General features: G+C 60.4%; 15 protein-coding genes. All 15 read right to left on the reverse strand.

Annotated features, from left to right (window positions below):
* Nucleotides 1-22: 22 nt before the first annotated feature.
* The 15 genes from fliM to V0R60_RS22170 all read right to left on the reverse strand — a co-directional run bounded on the left by fliM (nucleotide 23) and on the right by V0R60_RS22170 (nucleotide 15,632).
* The gene (fliM, locus tag V0R60_RS22100; RefSeq protein ID WP_136477512.1) at nucleotides 23-991 is read right to left on the reverse strand and encodes a flagellar motor switch protein FliM; all 969 of its coding nucleotides are present in this window, start codon (nucleotides 989-991) and stop codon (nucleotides 23-25) included.
* A gap of 9 nt (nucleotides 992-1,000) precedes the next feature.
* Nucleotides 1,001-1,498 (reverse strand): flagellar basal body-associated protein FliL, encoded by a 498-nt coding sequence (gene fliL, locus V0R60_RS22105; RefSeq protein WP_330079295.1) that lies wholly within the window; start codon nucleotides 1,496-1,498, stop codon nucleotides 1,001-1,003.
* 165 nt (nucleotides 1,499-1,663) lie between these two features.
* A complete protein-coding gene (locus tag V0R60_RS22110; protein WP_330079294.1) occupies nucleotides 1,664-2,956 on the reverse strand; it encodes a flagellar hook-length control protein FliK in 1,293 nt (430 codons plus the stop codon).
* Between the two features lie 81 nt (nucleotides 2,957-3,037).
* A complete protein-coding gene (locus tag V0R60_RS22115; RefSeq protein ID WP_136477515.1) occupies nucleotides 3,038-3,382 on the reverse strand; it encodes an Hpt domain-containing protein in 345 nt (114 codons plus the stop codon).
* Nucleotides 3,383-3,407: 25 nt separating this feature from the next.
* Nucleotides 3,408-5,111, reverse strand: coding sequence for a fused response regulator/phosphatase (locus V0R60_RS22120; protein WP_136477516.1), 1,704 nt, complete (start codon nucleotides 5,109-5,111; stop codon nucleotides 3,408-3,410).
* An 8-nt stretch (nucleotides 5,112-5,119) separates the two neighbouring features.
* On the reverse strand, nucleotides 5,120-5,422 hold the full coding sequence (locus V0R60_RS22125; RefSeq protein WP_136477517.1) for an STAS domain-containing protein: 303 nt from the start codon (nucleotides 5,420-5,422) through the stop codon (nucleotides 5,120-5,122).
* 83 nt (nucleotides 5,423-5,505) lie between these two features.
* On the reverse strand, nucleotides 5,506-5,958 hold the full coding sequence (gene fliJ, locus V0R60_RS22130; RefSeq protein ID WP_136477518.1) for a flagellar export protein FliJ: 453 nt from the start codon (nucleotides 5,956-5,958) through the stop codon (nucleotides 5,506-5,508).
* Between the two features lie 6 nt (nucleotides 5,959-5,964).
* On the reverse strand, nucleotides 5,965-7,332 hold the full coding sequence (fliI, locus tag V0R60_RS22135) for a flagellar protein export ATPase FliI (RefSeq protein ID WP_136477519.1): 1,368 nt from the start codon (nucleotides 7,330-7,332) through the stop codon (nucleotides 5,965-5,967).
* Nucleotides 7,322-8,089 (reverse strand): flagellar assembly protein FliH, encoded by a 768-nt coding sequence (gene fliH, locus V0R60_RS22140; RefSeq protein ID WP_330079293.1) that lies wholly within the window; start codon nucleotides 8,087-8,089, stop codon nucleotides 7,322-7,324. Before fliH ends, fliI begins: the two co-directional genes overlap by 11 nt.
* Before the next feature lie 35 nt (nucleotides 8,090-8,124).
* Complete coding sequence (gene fliG, locus V0R60_RS22145) at nucleotides 8,125-9,144, reverse strand: flagellar motor switch protein FliG (RefSeq protein WP_038613367.1); 1,020 nt, start codon at nucleotides 9,142-9,144, stop codon at nucleotides 8,125-8,127.
* Nucleotides 9,137-10,918, reverse strand: coding sequence for a flagellar basal-body MS-ring/collar protein FliF (gene fliF / locus V0R60_RS22150; RefSeq protein WP_136477521.1), 1,782 nt, complete (start codon nucleotides 10,916-10,918; stop codon nucleotides 9,137-9,139). Before fliF ends, fliG begins: the two co-directional genes overlap by 8 nt.
* A 15-nt stretch (nucleotides 10,919-10,933) precedes the next feature.
* Nucleotides 10,934-11,260 carry a flagellar hook-basal body complex protein FliE gene (gene fliE, locus V0R60_RS22155; protein WP_010224994.1) on the reverse strand — a complete coding sequence of 109 codons (327 nt, stop codon included), beginning with the start codon at nucleotides 11,258-11,260 and terminating at the stop codon, nucleotides 10,934-10,936.
* A gap of 119 nt (nucleotides 11,261-11,379) precedes the next feature.
* The gene (locus V0R60_RS22160; RefSeq protein ID WP_330079292.1) at nucleotides 11,380-12,762 is read right to left on the reverse strand and encodes a sigma-54-dependent transcriptional regulator; all 1,383 of its coding nucleotides are present in this window, start codon (nucleotides 12,760-12,762) and stop codon (nucleotides 11,380-11,382) included.
* A complete protein-coding gene (locus V0R60_RS22165) occupies nucleotides 12,759-13,952 on the reverse strand; it encodes a sensor histidine kinase (RefSeq protein WP_330079291.1) in 1,194 nt (397 codons plus the stop codon). The genes V0R60_RS22160 and V0R60_RS22165 overlap by 4 nt, the downstream gene beginning before the upstream one ends.
* Before the next feature lie 204 nt (nucleotides 13,953-14,156).
* Nucleotides 14,157-15,632, reverse strand: coding sequence for a sigma-54 dependent transcriptional regulator (locus V0R60_RS22170; RefSeq protein ID WP_136477524.1), 1,476 nt, complete (start codon nucleotides 15,630-15,632; stop codon nucleotides 14,157-14,159).
* Nucleotides 15,633-15,652 lie beyond the last annotated feature (20 nt).

The following is a 15,652-nucleotide window of genomic DNA, read 5'->3' on the forward strand; positions in this document are numbered from 1 at the left end:
GAGTTGGAACAACCGGCGCCGCTCAACGGCGCTCGATCGGATCAATAATCTGCAGGGCCAAAGTCCCCTTGTGCGAACCCAGCTTGGCCTTGAACGACGGCACGCCATTGGCTCGCAAAACCAGTTCATCAGGCAATTCAACCGGAATCACATCACCCGGCTGCATGTGCAGGATGTCGCGCAATTTCAGCTGGCGCCGGGCCACGGTGGCACTTAGCGGCACACTGACATCCAGGACGTCTTCACGCAGGGCCTTGATCCAGCGCTCATCCTGATCGTCCAGGTCTGACTGGAAACCGGCATCGAGCATTTCGCGCACAGGCTCGATCATCGAGTACGGCATGGTCACGTGCAGATCGCCGCCGCCACCATCGAGCTCGATGTGGAAGGTGGATACCACCACCGCCTCACTCGGCCCGACAATGTTGGCCATGGCCGGGTTGACCTCCGAGTTGATGTACTCGAAGTTGACCGGCATGATCGCCTGCCAGGCTTCCTTGAGATCGACGAAGGCCTGGTCCAGCACCATGCGCACCACACGCAGCTCGGTGGGGGTGAACTCCCGGCCTTCGATCTTGGCGTGCCGTCCGTCGCCACCAAAGAAGTTGTCCACCAGCTTGAACACCAGCTTGGCGTCGAGAATGAACAGCGAAGTACCGCGCAGCGGCTTGATTTTCACCAGGTTCAAGCTGGTTGGCACATACAGCGAATGCACGTACTCACCGAACTTCATCACCTGCACACCCCCCACCGCAACGTCGGCGGAGCGACGCAACAGGTTGAACATGCTGATTCGGGTGTAACGCGCAAAGCGCTCGTTGATCATTTCCAGGGTCGGCATGCGTCCACGAACGATGCGATCCTGACTGGTCAGGTCATAGCTCTTGACGCTGCCAGGTTCGGCATTGGTCTCGGTTTGCACCAGCCCATCGTCGACGCCATGCAACAAGGCATCGATTTCATCCTGGGACAGCAGGTCCTGCACGGCCATCGGTGGCTCCTACTGCAATACGAAATTGGTGAACAGCAATTGGTCTACGACCGGTTTGCCGACTTCCTTCTGGGCAACTTCCTGCACGCTGGCGGTTGCCTTCTGGCGCAACATTTCCTGACCGACAGGACTTGCCAGGGTGTCGAAGCCTTGCCCGGAGAACATCATCACCAGATTGTTGCGGATAACCGGCATATGCACCTTCAACGCATCAAGCGCAGCCTGGTCTCGCCCCTGCAGGGTGATACTTACCTGCATATAGCGCTGGCGACCATTCTGGTTGAAGTTGACCACGAAAGCTGGGGTCAACGGCTCGTAAATGGCCGCCGGCTTGAGGCTGCCAACCTGCGCCGGATCGGCCGCGGGCTTGTCTTCAGACTTATGCAAGACGAACCAGGTAGCGCCAACCGACAGGCCGATGGCCAGCAGCAACGCCAGCACCAGCAGCAGGATCATCTTGAGTTTGCCTTTAGCGGCGGGGTCTTTCACTGCGTCGCTCTTCGCCATGCCAATATTCCGTCATTCATCGGAGAATTCAGTCACATGGCGTGGGTTGAGCAAGTGTTATGCCAACCTGGTGCAACGATTGGCAGTAGGAACCGGCTTGCCCCGCGATAGCAAATTCTCTTCACGATCGCATCGCGGCTCAAGCCCGCCCCCACCCGGGGAAAGTCAGGCGTAATAGTCGACCGCGCTGGAGCCGACCACGGCCTGCTGCTCGACAGGGGCAGTACTGGCAGCAACCTCAGCGCTTTCGCCCGCCGCATTGCGCCGCGCCGCCACACCACTGAGGCGTGGCGAATCAGGCTGGCCTTGTTGTTGCTGACCGCGCGACTGGTCGGCGACATTCACATCCGGCTGGCCAAGACCCTGCTGGGCAAACATCTCCTTGAGCCGGTGCACTTGGTTTTCCAGTGCTTCACGGACACCGACATGGCCACTGGTGAATGTGATCTGCGCCTGCTGCTCAGGCGCGAGGTTAACGCGAATGTCCAGGCGCCCCAACTCTGCTGGCTCCAACTGAATGTCCGCAGACTTGAGGTTCTGGCTCGACAAGTACATCACGCGGTTGACCAAGCCTTCAGCCCAACCACCCTGGTTCATCGCCAATGGCTGATGTAGAGGCGCGGGCGCCGCCGGCACAACATTAGCGGTTTTCGCTGTTGCCGCTTGCGTCAGTGCACTCAGGCGCTCGGCAAAATTGTCTACGCGCGTGTCACTGGAAGCACTCTTGAGGTCTTTGAGGCCGTCATCGAGAAGCCCGGAAAATGCCTTGTCACCCGCCTCGCCCTGCTCACCTCCTGCCCCAGCCTTGTCGAGCATTCCCGCCATGGTATTGACGGCCGCCTGCCCTGTGGTCGCTTCTGGCTGTGCAGTCGCCGTTTTACTGGCGCTGTGCGCCGAGGTGGTCCCCTGTGACTGGGCGCTTTGCTCCAACGCCATGCGCAAGGCAGGCATATCATCCAGTGGATCGGCTTGCGGGTCGAATTCTGGCTCTTCTGTCACAACTGGCGCCGCAACCTGGGCCTGCAACTGAGCAGCCTGAACAACCGGCGCCACTGTCTCGGCCTGGGCCTGAATCAACTGGGCACCGGGTTGCGCGTCGGTGACCTGGCCGGCAACCAGATTGGGATCGATCAGCGTAGGATCCGGCGTCTCACTGCCTGCTGCGGGCGCGCCGTCTTGGTCTTCAGGCAAGGTTTTGCCGCTGTCGGCAACTTTCTTCTGCTCGGTGGCGGTGCCCTTGCCGCTTGCAACATCCTTGCTAGCGGGCTCGGTCTTGCCGCGGCTTTGCACATCAGCTGGGTTCGACGGTTTGTCCCGTGACTGCTGGGCATACACGTTGGAAAAGCCCGAGGCCTTGTCGTTCGTCGCCTGCAGCGCCTTGTCCGGCTGGTTGCCGGCAGCGCGCGAAGCCTTTGTTGCGGTACCGACCTGCAGCAATGGGTTGGAAGCGACCGGCATGTGGGAGTCTCCGCGACAGAGGGGATCAATGTTAATTAGCAGAGACTCTGCAAGACTCGCGCCAAGCCCATCGATATCAGGTCAACCGGAAACTCGCTCGCACTCTTCGATATACAGGACCCGGACCACGTCATACTCGCGATGAATCTGATTGATCAGGTTTTCAATATCGGTGAGCGGAGGCTGTTTGACGCGCTCCTCCAATTGCTGACACAACGCCGCCAGGGCTGTGGCGCCCATGTTGCTGCTGCTGCCCTTGAAGCTGTGCGCAGCATGGCCAAGCTGTTGTGCAGTTGTGGCCTGGTGCAACAGGTTAAGACGGACTTCGGAGTCCAGGAGAAAGGTTCTGATCAACTGCGCATAATCATGCTCCATGACTTCCTGGAGACCGCTCAACACCTCGTGATCTATATGAATATCGGACACTTGCTCACTCCTTGATCAAGTTGGATTATGCCAGAGCCTCCCAAGCGAACTCCACGCATACTCGGCGCCCCTGGTCACCCCATTCGGCACGTCGACTGAGTCGGCGTACAAGATTCAACCCGCGCCCGTGCAACCCTTGCTCAACCAGCGGACGCGCCAGTACGTTGCTCACATCGAAACCTTTGCCACTGTCTTCAACCTCAATGATCAGACGGCCATCCTGGCCTTGAGGTTCAATACGCAACCCTACCCGGATATAGCCACTGCACAACGCTTGCAAGCGCTCGTTGCGCTGGCGGTAGTATTCGGCAAAACCCTGGGCATCGCGCTTGAGACCGGAATCCAGTCCCAGCACCCCATGTTCCAGGGCGTTGGAGTACAGCTCGTTCAACACGCAATGCAATGCGCCACTCTGGGCCCGCAAGCCATGGATTTCCTGCAACAGCTGCAACAGAAACGGCAATGGATTGAAGCGCTTGAGCGTTTCGGCGCGAAATTCGAACTGCGACGACCAGTCCAGCGGCGCGGATTGCCCACTGTCAGAATAGATCAGCGGACGCGGCAACAAGGCATCCGCTTCGACCACCGTAATTTCCAGCAGGCTCACATCATCACGGGAGCGCCCACGAAAGGCATCCAGCGCCTGCTGCACCTCTGCAAACAGTAGCTCGGGTTGGTGGTTATTGCCCAGTACCTGCAGCAGCCGCTCGACACCGAACAATTGATCGTTGTCGTCACTGGTATCGACCACCCCATCCGACAACAGCAACAGGCGCTCGCCCAGCGCTAGCGGCAGCACCTGAGTCGAGTCATCGAAGCGTTCCGCCGCCAGCACCCCCAACGGCAAATGGCGTGACACCATGGGCAACGGATCAGCGTCGCCAGTAGCGGACAGCAGATAGGCGTCCGGCATGCCACCGTTCCAGAATTCGACCATGCGGCGCTGCAAACTCAGGTTAAGCATCAGCGCGCAACAGAACATATCCACAGGCAGGATGCGTTTGAGCTTGGCGTTCATCTCGCGCAACGTCTGCGCCAGGCCATAGCCTTTGGCAGTCATGCCATAGAATATTTCTGCCAACGGCATCGCCCCCACCGCCGCCGGCAGGCCATGCCCGGTGAAGTCGCCGAGCAACACATGCATGTCACCGCAGGGGGTGTACGCAGCCAACAACAGGTCACCATTGAACAGCGCGTAGGGTGATTGCAGGTAGCGGATGTTCGGGGCACTCAGGCAGCCCGCGTGCGCCACTTTGTCGAACACAGCCTTGGCCACCCGCTGCTCATTGAGCAAATGGTGATGATGGCGGGCGATCTGGTCGCGCTGCTCGAGCACCGTAGCCTGCAACCTGCGCAGACGGTCCATGGCCTTGATCTTGGCCGCCAGGATTACCGGCCGGTACGGCTTTGCCAGAAAGTCGTCACCGCCGGCCTCCAGACACTGCACCAGGGCTTCTTCCTCACTCAGCGACGTCAGGAAAATAATCGGCACCAACGCCTCGCCTGCCAGCGCCTTTATTTGCCGCGCCGCTTCAAAGCCATCCATTACCGGCATCAGCGCATCGAGCAGGACCAACTGCGGGCGCTGCTGAGCAAATAACGCCACCGCCTGCTCACCGTTTTCAGCAGTCAGCACATCGTGGCCTTGCTTACTGACGATGCGCGCAAGCAACAGGCGATCCGCCGCGCCATCTTCGGCGATGAGCACGGTCAGGCGCGACTCGGGCATGGGCTGGATCAACTGATATCGAACAGTTTGTCGAAGTTGGCGATGGCGAGAATCTTGCGCACATCCGGGTTGGTATTGATCACCCGCACATCCGCCTCGTCGCCACCGACGTGATCACGCAACATCAACAGCATCCCCAACGCGGAGCTGTCCAGGTAGGTCGCTTCGCGCAGATCAACCACCACCGATGAGGCACAGCGCTGGTGTTCATAGGCGTTGCGAAATTCCAGATGCTTGCCAAAGTCAAAGCGCCCTTTAACCTTGATCGTCAATTTTTCCCCATCCTGGGAAACCTCAGTATCAACTGCCATGTTGGCGATTCCTTCGATAACGACGATTGCAGACACCGTGAAGGTTTAGCAGCCTTGGCGCCCAACAACAACTAAAACCGCTCTCAATAGCGCTCGTGACGCGGTAGGCGCTGGGACAATTCATCGAGCAGTTTCTGCTCGCGCTTGTCTTCGATCATGCGCGCCTCCTCGACGTACCGCTGCACCAACTTGCGCAACCCTTCGACCCGCGCATAAGCCTGTTGCCAGGTGCCCCGGGCATTGTTGAGGTTGTTCTGGTGCCAGGTCAGGCTCTGGCGCTGCTGGGTCATGGCGCTTTCCAACTGTCCGAGAAAGCGCTGGTAATTGACCAGCCAACTGCCAGACACGCCCTGCCCACCACGGTTGATCCACTGCAGTTGATAGTCTTCGCGAAAGCGGTCGAGCTCGGCAAGCTTGGCCTGGGCCAGGTTCACCTGCTGCTGGAATTGCCCCAAACGCTGGGCGGCCTGGCGCTCGGCGTTCTCGGCCATTTCCACGACCGGTGCCAGGCGCGACGCACGACTGGTTCGAGACATGGCCTACTAGCCGCCCGCGCCGGGGTTGGGCTGGGCAAATACGCTTTCCAGGTGTTCGCGACTCTGTTGCATGCTGACGTTGTCGTTGAGGCCCTGGCGCAGGTAGTGCACCAGTTTTGGCTGCAAGGCAATGGCCAGGTCGGTTTCGGCATCACCGCCGGCCACATAAGCGCCGACACTGATCAGATCGCGGCTCTGCGACAGACGCGACCACAGCTGCTTGAACTGCTGGGCTTCGCGCAGATGGTCGGGGCTGACCACTTGCGGCATCACCCGACTGATCGACGCTTCGATGTCGATGGCCGGGTAGTGCCCTTCTTCAGCCAGCCGTCGCGACAGCACGATATGCCCGTCGAGCACACCCCGCGCCGAGTCGGCAATCGGGTCCTGCTGGTCGTCGCCCTCGGACAACACGGTGTAGAACGCGGTGATCGAACCACCGCCCGCCTCACCGTTACCGGCACGTTCCACCAGCTTGGGCAACTTGGCGAACACTGACGGCGGATAACCCTTGGTCGCTGGCGGCTCACCGATTGCCAGGGCAATTTCCCGCTGGGCCTGGGCGAAACGTGTCAGCGAGTCCATCAGCAACAGGACGTTCTTGCCCTTGTCGCGAAAATATTCGGCGATACGCGTGCAGTACATGGCCGCGCGCAAGCGCATCAGCGGCGCATCGTCGGCCGGGGATGCCACGACCACCGAACGCTTGATGCCTTCGACACCCAGAATATGCTCGATGAATTCCTTGACCTCCCGCCCCCGCTCACCGATCAGGCCGACCACAATGATGTCAGCCTCGGTAAAGCGGGTCATCATGCCCAGCAGCACACTCTTACCGACCCCGGTACCGGCAAACAGACCCAGACGCTGGCCACGGCCGACGGTCAACAAGCCGTTGATGCTGCGAATACCGACGTCCAGCGGCACACTGATCGGGTCACGATTGAGCGGGTTGATGGTCGGGCCGTCCATCGGCACCCAGTCTTCGGCCTTCATGCCGCCCTTGCCATCGAGCGCACGGCCGGCACCGTCGAGCACCCGCCCAAGCATGCTCATGCCCATGGGCAGGCGGCCATTGTCGGCCAACGGAACCACCCGCGCGCCCGGGGCGATTCCGACCACGCTGCCAACTGGCATGAGGAACACCTTGCTCCCGGAAAAGCCCATGACCTCGGCCTCGACCTGCACCGGATGGTGGCTGTCGTCGTTGATCACCACACAGCGACTTCCAATCGATGCACGCAAGCCTTCGGCTTCGAGGGTCAAACCGACCATGCGCAGCAGGCGTCCCTCGACGATAGGTTGGGCGGGCAGCTTGACCGTGTCGGCATAACCTTGCAGGCGCTTGCCGAAGCTGGTGCGATCAAGGCGCATCGGCAACGTCCAGATCGATGCTCAAGTCTGGCGCCGCAGGATGCAGGCCCTGGTCGTGCAACTGATCGAACAACTGCGCCAGGGCTTTTTCGATGCGCGTTTCCATGCTCGCGTCGATTCGGCTGTAATCGGTCTCGATGCGGCAACCACCGGGCAGCAGGGTCTCGTCTTCCAGTAGCTTCCAGCGTTCTTCGTGGCGCTCACGCAAGGCCTTGGCTTGCTCGAAGTCCTGGGGATTGATGTGAATACGGATATTTTCCGCACCCATGGGCAGCAACTTCAGGGCTTCGCGCAATACCTGAGCGATCTGGCTGGAGTCGCTGCGCAACTCACGACCAATAACTTCTCGGACCGTGTGCGCAACCAGGCTCACCAGCGCTTTCTCGATCTGGCTGTCCTGTTCGGCGATAGGCTCGAGCAAATTGCTCATCAGCCGTTCGAGGCTGGCAAGCTTGGCCTTGAGAGCGGTTTCAGCTTCTTGGCGTACCTTGAGCTGGGTGCTATGGAACCCTTCGCGCTCACCGGTGGCGAAGCCTTCGTTGTAGGCTTCCTGACGAATGCTTTCGAGCTCTTCGAGGGTCAGCGGCTGGACTTCTTCCAGCGGCACTTCCTCGACTTCGTCCTGAACCACTTCAGGCTCAGGTTCCGGCTCGGGCTCAGGTTCCGGTTCCGGGTCGAAACTGGGCAACGCCCAGCGATCGAAGCCCTCGACCTCATTGGCGCGAATCAGCTCACTCAGGTGCTCGTTGGTTGACATGATTGCACGCACTCAAAAAAATCGCGGGACAGGCTTTAGATCATCTCTTCGCCGCCCTTGCCACCGAGCACGATTTCTCCGGCTTCGGCCATACGGCGGGCGATGGTGAGGATTTCCTTTTGTGCCGTCTCGACGTCGCTGACCCGCACCGGCCCTTTGGCCTCCAGGTCGTCGCGCAGCAATTCCGAGGCACGCTTGGACATGTTCTTGAAAATCTTGTCCTTGACCTTCTCGTCGGCGCCCTTGAGCGACACCACCAGCACATCGGAGGACACTTCACGCAACAGCGCCTGGATGCCACGGTCATCAACATCGGCAAGGTTGTTGAAGACGAACATCAGGTCTTCGATCTGCTCGGAGAGGTCGCCGTCGATGTCGCGAATCGCATCCATCAACTGGCCTTCCACCGAGCTGTCGAGGAAGTTCATGATATCGGCAGCACGCTTGATACCACCCAGGGTGGTACGCGCCGCGTTGGAGTTCCCGGAGAACTGTTTCTCGAGGATCTGGTTGAGTTCCTTGAGCGCCGCCGGCTGCACGGTGTTGAGCGAAGAGACACGCAGGATGATGTCCAGGCGCACCTTGTGGTCGAAGTTGCCCAGCACTTCACCAGCCTGGTCGGGGTCCAGGTAAGCCACGACAATGGCCTGGATCTGCGGGTGCTCGTAGCGAATGACGTCGGCTACGGCTCGTGGCTCCATCCACTTGAGGCTGTCCAGGCCGCTGGTGTTACCACCGAGCAGGATGCGGTCGATAAGGCCGTTGGCCTTGTCTTCACCCAAGGCCTGGGTAAGCATCTTGCGAATGTAGCCGTCGGAGCCGACACCCAGGCTGGTCTGGTCGCCGACAATCTCGACGAACTCGCTCATGACCTGCTCGACCTGCTCGCGATGGACGTTGCCCATCTGCGCCATGGCAACGCCGACCCGCTGTACTTCCTTGGGCCCCATGTGCCGCAACACTTGGGCAGCATCGGTTTCACCCAAGGACAAGAGCAGGATTGCCGCCTTGTCGACCCGGGTCAGTTTCGCGGTTAGGGCTCGGTTATCACTCATCGGCGTTGATCCACTCTTTCACGACCTGGGCCACACGACCCGGGTCTTCGGCCACCAGGCTCTTGATTGCATTGAGCTGTGCGTCGTAGCCCTCGCTCGGGCTCGGCAGCAGAATGCTTTGCGGACCACCCAGGCTTACGCGGTCGTTGGCCAATTCGCCATCCAGACCGAGCATACCGCCCAGTTCCATGTCGCCATCGGCACCGGCGCTTTGCTTCCCATTGCCAGTGATGTTGTTGAGTACCGGACGCAGCACGCCGAACACCAGCACGAGGATGAACAGCACACCCATGACCTGCTTGATGATGTCCCAGAACCACGGCTGCGAGTAGAACGGAATTTCGCTGATCACTTCACCGCGGTCAGCAGCGAATGGCACGTTGATTACGCTGACGCTGTCGCCGCGGCTGGCGTCGAAGCCCACCGCATCCTGGACCAGGCGAGTAAAGCGCGCCAGGTCTTCAGCAGCCCATGGCGCACGGGTGGTGTCGCCGGTTGCCGGGTCGACCTTGACCTGGTCATCGACCACCACCGCGACCGACAGCCGATTCAAACGGCCCTGCTGCTGGCGGGTATGGCTGATGGAACGATCAAGTTCGAAGTTCTTGGTCGATTGCTGGCGTTTGTCCGCAGGGTACGGCGCGAGCATTGGTTGGCCAGTGGCCGGGTCCATGATCTGCTGGCCGTTGGCATCGAGCAGCGGCTGGCCTGGCTGGATGGCAGCAGTCGCTCCGGGCGCGCCACCGGTTGTCTGCGGCGCCGAGGCCGGGCCGGGCGGCTGGTTGCTCAATGCACCCGGCACACCTTGAGGCCCCATGCTACTGGAGCGCTGTTCATTGACCGACTGCTCGCTGCGCAGCGCCGGCTGGTCCGGGTTGAACTGCTCGGAAGTCGATTCAACGGCACTGAAGTCGACGTCGGCCGACACTTCGGCCTTGTAGCGATCGTTGCCCAGCACCGGCTGCAGTATGTTATGCACACGCTGGGTGAGCATGCCTTCCATGCGGCGACTGTAGTCGAACTGCTTGCCTGCCATGGTCAGCTCGGAGTTGCCGAGCTGCTCGGACAGCAGATTGCCCTTCTGGTCGACGACAGTGACCTGGGACTTGTCCAGTTCCGGCACGCTGGTTGCCACCAGGTTGACGATGGCCATCACCTGACCGGCTTCCAACCCTCGACCGGGGTAGAGCTCAACCAGTACCGAAGCACTCGGACGGCGTTCGTCGCGTACAAATACCGAGCTTTTCGGAATCGCCAGGTGCACGCGTGCGGCCTTGACGTTGTTCAGGCTTGAAACCGTACGCGCCAGCTCGCCCTCGAGGCCACGACGATAACGGGTGGCCTCCATGAACTGGCTGGTGCCCAGGCCTTGTTCCTTGTCGAGAATCTCGAATCCGACATTGCCATCCCCCGGCGCTACGCCGGCCGCGGCCAACTTCAGGCGCGCACGGGAAAGGTCATCGGCCTTGACCAGCAAGGCACCGGAGTTGGGTTCGACGTTGTAAGGGATATCCGCAGCGGCCAGGGTGTCCATGACCTGCTTGGTATCCATGCCGGCAAGGCTGCCGTACAGCGGCCGGTAGTCCGGTTGCTGCGACCAGAGCACCACGGCAAAACCGATGGCCACGCTGGCAGCCAGACCGACCAGCAGGCCAACCTGACGCAGCATTGGCATCTGCGAGATATTTTCCAGAAACGACATGCCGAACAACGGCGGCTTGGGCGCTGTTGCGCCGCTTTTCGCGGGCACGTTATCGACGACTGATTCGGCCATGACTCAATTTCGCCCTTATACCGGCATCTGCATGATGTCTTGATAGGCCTGGACCAGCTTGTTACGCACTTGGGTCAAGGCTTGAAACGATACGGAGGCCTTCTGCGAGGCAATCATCACGTCGGTCAGATCAACACCGCTCTTACCAATTTCAAATGCATTGGCGAGCTGCGTGGAAGCCTGCTGGGTGTCGCTGACCTTATTGATGGCCTGCCCCAGCATATCGGCAAAATTACTCGAACCGAGCTCGGGCGCTGCTGCCGCCTTGGGCATCGACATGGCGTCCATCTGCATGGCCCGCATGTCCAACATCAATCGATTAAATTCAACACCTTGACTCATGGACTTCTCTCTCCGACGGCCCGCATTTTTTTGACACTCACGCAGCGGATAGGCAGGACTTAGCAACAAGAGTGCCAGCTCTACCTGCAGACCTTACAAAACCGCGAATAATCACCCCTTCAGGTGGCGTACAGACTGGCTTCGACATCCATCCCGGCGTCACGCATCTGCGCCAGCTTGTAGCGCAGGGTGCGCGGGCTGATGCCCAGACGCTCTGCGGCCTCTTTGCGCCGTCCACGCTCGGAGCGCAGGGTGTCGATGATCATCTGAAATTCATGACGCCGCATATCGTCGCCCAAGGCGTTTAGCGCCTCGCCCGCAACGGGTGCCGGCAAGGCCACAACCGGTGGTGCGGGCGCAAACATTGGCATGGCACCCGCCAGACAGAAATCCGCCGCCTCGATCACACCGCCCTGTTGCAGGATCAGTGCCCGTTGCAAGGCGTTGTCCAGCTCACGCACGTTTCCTGGCCAAGCGTATTGTTGCAGACAGGTCTTGGCCTCAGGCGACAGGCGAACCGGGGCATGCTTCATTTTATTGACGTGTCGCGCCAGCAAACGCTCAGCCAGCGGCAGAATATCGGCGCTACGCTCACGCAGCGGTCGCCAAGCCAGCGGAAACACTGACAGGCGATAGAACAAGTCCTCGCGGAAACGCCCTGCAGCCACTTCCCCCGCCAGATCACGGTTGGTGGTGGCCACGACACGGATATCCAGGGCAATTGGCTTGCGCCCACCCACCCGCTCCACTTCCCGCTCTTGCAGCACCCGCAACAGCTTGGCTTGCAGCCCCAGCGGCATTTCCGAGATTTCGTCGAGCAATAAGGTGCCACCATCGGCCTGCTCGAACTTGCCAGGCTGGGCGGCAATGGCGCCGGTAAAAGAACCTTTCTCGTGACCGAACAGCGTGGCCTCGAGCATGTTGTCGGGAATCGCTGCACAGTTGATCGCCACGAACGGCTGGCCGTTACGCGTGGACTGCTGATGGATAAAACGCGCAAGGACTTCCTTGCCGGTACCCGACTCACCAGAAATCAATACCGTCGATTCGCTGCGCGCCACTCGCGCCGCCAATTCCAGCAATTGCAAGCTGGCCGGCTCGCAGGCGACTGGCCCGTCATCAGCCCCACCGGCGACCACGCCAAGTGCATGACGCGCAACCAGATCGAGCAAGGCACGGGGCTCGAAGGGCTTGACCAGGTAGTCCACCGCCCCTTGGCGCATGGCGTCGACCGCACGCTCCACGGCAGCATGGGCCGTCATCAACAATACGGGTAATTGCGGCTGCCGCGAGCGCAACAAGGTGAGCAATTGATGCCCATCCATGCCTGGCATGTTGACGTCGCTGACCACCAGGCTAAAGGCCTCTGCCGCCACCGCCTCCAGCGCATCTTCGGCCGAGCCGACGGCACGATAATCAAAGCCGCCCAATTCCAGGGTATCGCCCAAGGCCTGACGCAGTGCCCGATCATCTTCGACCAGCAGCACCTTGATTGCCTTCATTGCTTGTTCTCCCTCTCCAGCGCATCGATCAATGGCAACGTCACCAGCGCGCAGGTGCCGCGCCCCGGCCGGGAACGCAACTGCAAACTGCCCTGATGCGCGCGCGCCACAGCCTTGACCACCGCCAACCCAAGCCCCGTACCAGTGGCTTTGGTGGTTAGGAAAGGCTCCCCAAGACGCTCGAGCAACGCACTGTCGATGCCGGCACCGGCATCACTGACGCACAGGCGCAGCAGTTGCCCGCGGCGGTACAGGTGAATTTTCAGACGGGCAGGCTCACTACCCGCCTGCAGAGCGTTTTCAATCAGGTTGAGCAACGCGCCGACCAGGGTGTCGCGGTTGCACAGCAACTCCCCCAGGTGGCTGTCGCACTGCCAGCGTACTGCGTGCCCCTGGACATGAGGCTGAGCTGCCTGCTGCAAGGCCTGAAACAATGCCTTGGGGGTCAACCGGTCAGTCAGTGGCAGCTCGCCACGGGCGAACACCAGCATGTCGCGCACCTGGTGCTCCAGCTCGTGCAGGCGCTCCTTGAGGTTGCCGGCAAAGCGTTGACGGGTCTGCAGCGGCAGGTCTTGTTCGGCCAGATGGCTGGCGTAGAGCAACGCCGCCGATAACGGCGTACGAATCTGGTGCGCCAGCGAGGCGACCATCCGCCCCAGGGACGACAAGCGCTCATGACGCGCCAGCTCGCCCTGCAGATGACGGGTTTCGGTCAGGTCATTGAGCAGCACCAACTGCCCAGGCTCGGCATCCAGCGAACGAGTGGCAATCGACAGGCGCCGACCATCTCGCAATGAGACCTCGTGCCCGTCGTCTTCTCGCGGCGCAAAGCTGCGAGCAATGACCACGCGCCACAACTCCCCCACCAGCGGCTCGCCAAGCAAATCGCAGGCGGCCGGGTTGGCTTCGCGCACACGCCCCTGGGCGTCGATGACAATGACCCCACCCGGCAGCAGGTCGAGCAAGTTCTGCAGGCGATTGGCCAAACGTTCTTTTTCAGCCAGCTCGGCCATGCGCTGATCACTGACGACCGCCAGCTCACCCTTGAGCTCGGTTACCCGCGCCTCGAGCAGGTTGAAGGACGCGCTCAACTGACTGGAAACCTGGTCGAACAGGCCTAGGCGACTTTCCTGCTCAGCGTTGTGGCCCTTCGAAGTGGGGGCACAGGAGATGGGGGCAGCCTGGGGCATCGTGCTCTCTCGCGTGACTGACCGTCATAAAACGGTATGTTGCCAGCGATGTAGCAATAGACGTGCCGGATACCAGACGGGCAGGTGCAACCGTAGCCGTTGCAACCCGATAGAGGTCGACAGGACGGGGGCTACAGCCATGCGAAAGGTAGGGATATAAAACACAACGGGGCGCCAAGGCGCCCCGTTGTGATCTAGCAAGCGTCAATCCTCCGCCTGCTCTTCTCCGTCTCGACGGCTCATGCCGTACTTGCGCATCTTTTCCACCAGGGTGGTGCGACGAATGCGCAGGCGTTCGGCAGCGCGAGCAACGATACCATTGGCGTCGTCCAGCGCCTGCTGGATCAGACCCTGCTCCAGGCCTCCCAGATAGTCCTTCAGGTCCAGCCCTTCCGGCGGCAACATGGCATGGCTGGTGTAACCCGGCACGCTGCCATTGATGGCCACACGCTCTTCCAGGTCCGAACGCATGCTATCGACCAGTTGCTCGTCTTCATCGTCGACGTAGCGGAATTTCTTCGGCAGTTCCGAAACCCCAATCACGCCATAAGGATGCATGATCGCCATGCGCTCGACCAGGTTGGCGAGTTCGCGAACATTACCCGGCCAGCCGTGGCGACACAGGGACATGATCGCTGCCGAATTGAAGCGAATCGAGCCACGCTTTTCGTGCTCCATGCGCGAAATCAGCTCGTTCATCAGCAGCGGGATATCCTCGACGCGCTCACGCAACGGGGCCATCTCGATGGGGAATACGTTAAGGCGGTAATACAGGTCTTCGCGGAAGGTGCCCGCTTCGATCATGCTTTCGAGGTTCTTGTGGGTCGCGGCGATAATGCGCACGTCGATACCCTGGGTCTTGTTGCTGCCCACACGCTCGAATGTCCGCTCTTGCAGCACGCGCAACAACTTGACCTGCATGGGCAGCGGCATGTCGCCGATTTCATCAAGAAACAGAGTGCCACCGTTGGCCAGTTCGAAGCGACCGGCGCGACTGGTAATGGCACCGGTAAACGCGCCCTTCTCATGTCCGAACAACTCGCTCTCGAGCAATTCGGCAGGTATTGCGCCACAGTTGACCGGTACGAATGGGGCTTCCCGGCGTTTGGAATGGTAATGCAGGTTACGCGCAACCACTTCCTTGCCTGTGCCCGACTCGCCAAGGATCAGCACGCTAGCGTCAGTGTCGGCCACTTGCTGCATCATCTGGCGCACATGCTGAATGGCGCGACTGGTACCGACCAGGCTGCGGAACAGATTCGGCTCACGCTGGCGACCACGCTCGCGGGCCTGGTCGTACATCTCGCGATAGACCTGGGCACGGTGCAACGAATCGAGCAGCTTGCTATAGCTCGGCGGTACTTCAAGGTTGGAAAGAACACGGCGACGCAGCTCTTCCGGCAGATCAGCCGAAGAAATTTCACCTAAAAGCATCACCGGAAGGAACTCATCCCACCCAGCCACGGTCTTAAGCAAACTCATCAGACTTGCCGGAGCACTTACAGCGCCAATCAGCACACAAAGCACTTCGCGACTCGATGACAGCGACTCAACCGCCTGCTGCCAGTCTTGGCTCGAGCAGGTGAGATTTTCTTCGCCCAGAAAATTCAGAACCACCGCCAAATCGCGGCGGCGAACGCTATCGTCATCGATCAGCAGAATTTTGGTTTCACGCCACATGCAATAGCAACTTCCCTAGT

It is taken from the genome of Pseudomonas auratipiscis (assembly GCF_036324085.1).
GTDB classification, from domain to species: Bacteria; Pseudomonadota; Gammaproteobacteria; order Pseudomonadales; family Pseudomonadaceae; genus Aquipseudomonas; species Aquipseudomonas auratipiscis.

Coding starts and splice junctions, on each gene's coding strand:
- fliM (WP_136477512.1), bottom strand. CDS start 991: ATGGCCGTGCAGGACCTGCTGTCCCAGGATGAAATCGATGCCTTGTTG.
- fliL (WP_330079295.1), bottom strand. CDS start 1,498: ATGGCGAAGAGCGACGCAGTGAAAGACCCCGCCGCTAAAGGCAAACTC.
- V0R60_RS22110 (WP_330079294.1), bottom strand. CDS start 2,956: ATGCCGGTCGCTTCCAACCCATTGCTGCAGGTCGGTACCGCAACAAAG.
- V0R60_RS22120 (WP_136477516.1), bottom strand. CDS start 5,111: ATGCCCGAGTCGCGCCTGACCGTGCTCATCGCCGAAGATGGCGCGGCG.
- V0R60_RS22125 (WP_136477517.1), bottom strand. CDS start 5,422: ATGGCAGTTGATACTGAGGTTTCCCAGGATGGGGAAAAATTGACGATC.
- fliJ (WP_136477518.1), bottom strand. CDS start 5,958: ATGTCTCGAACCAGTCGTGCGTCGCGCCTGGCACCGGTCGTGGAAATG.
- fliI (WP_136477519.1), bottom strand. CDS start 7,332: ATGCGCCTTGATCGCACCAGCTTCGGCAAGCGCCTGCAAGGTTATGCC.
- fliH (WP_330079293.1), bottom strand. CDS start 8,089: ATGTCAACCAACGAGCACCTGAGTGAGCTGATTCGCGCCAATGAGGTC.
- fliG (WP_038613367.1), bottom strand. CDS start 9,144: ATGAGTGATAACCGAGCCCTAACCGCGAAACTGACCCGGGTCGACAAG.
- fliF (WP_136477521.1), bottom strand. CDS start 10,918: ATGGCCGAATCAGTCGTCGATAACGTGCCCGCGAAAAGCGGCGCAACA.
- fliE (WP_010224994.1), bottom strand. CDS start 11,260: ATGAGTCAAGGTGTTGAATTTAATCGATTGATGTTGGACATGCGGGCC.
- V0R60_RS22160 (WP_330079292.1), bottom strand. CDS start 12,762: ATGAAGGCAATCAAGGTGCTGCTGGTCGAAGATGATCGGGCACTGCGT.
- V0R60_RS22165 (WP_330079291.1), bottom strand. CDS start 13,952: ATGCCCCAGGCTGCCCCCATCTCCTGTGCCCCCACTTCGAAGGGCCAC.
- V0R60_RS22170 (WP_136477524.1), bottom strand. CDS start 15,632: ATGTGGCGTGAAACCAAAATTCTGCTGATCGATGACGATAGCGTTCGC.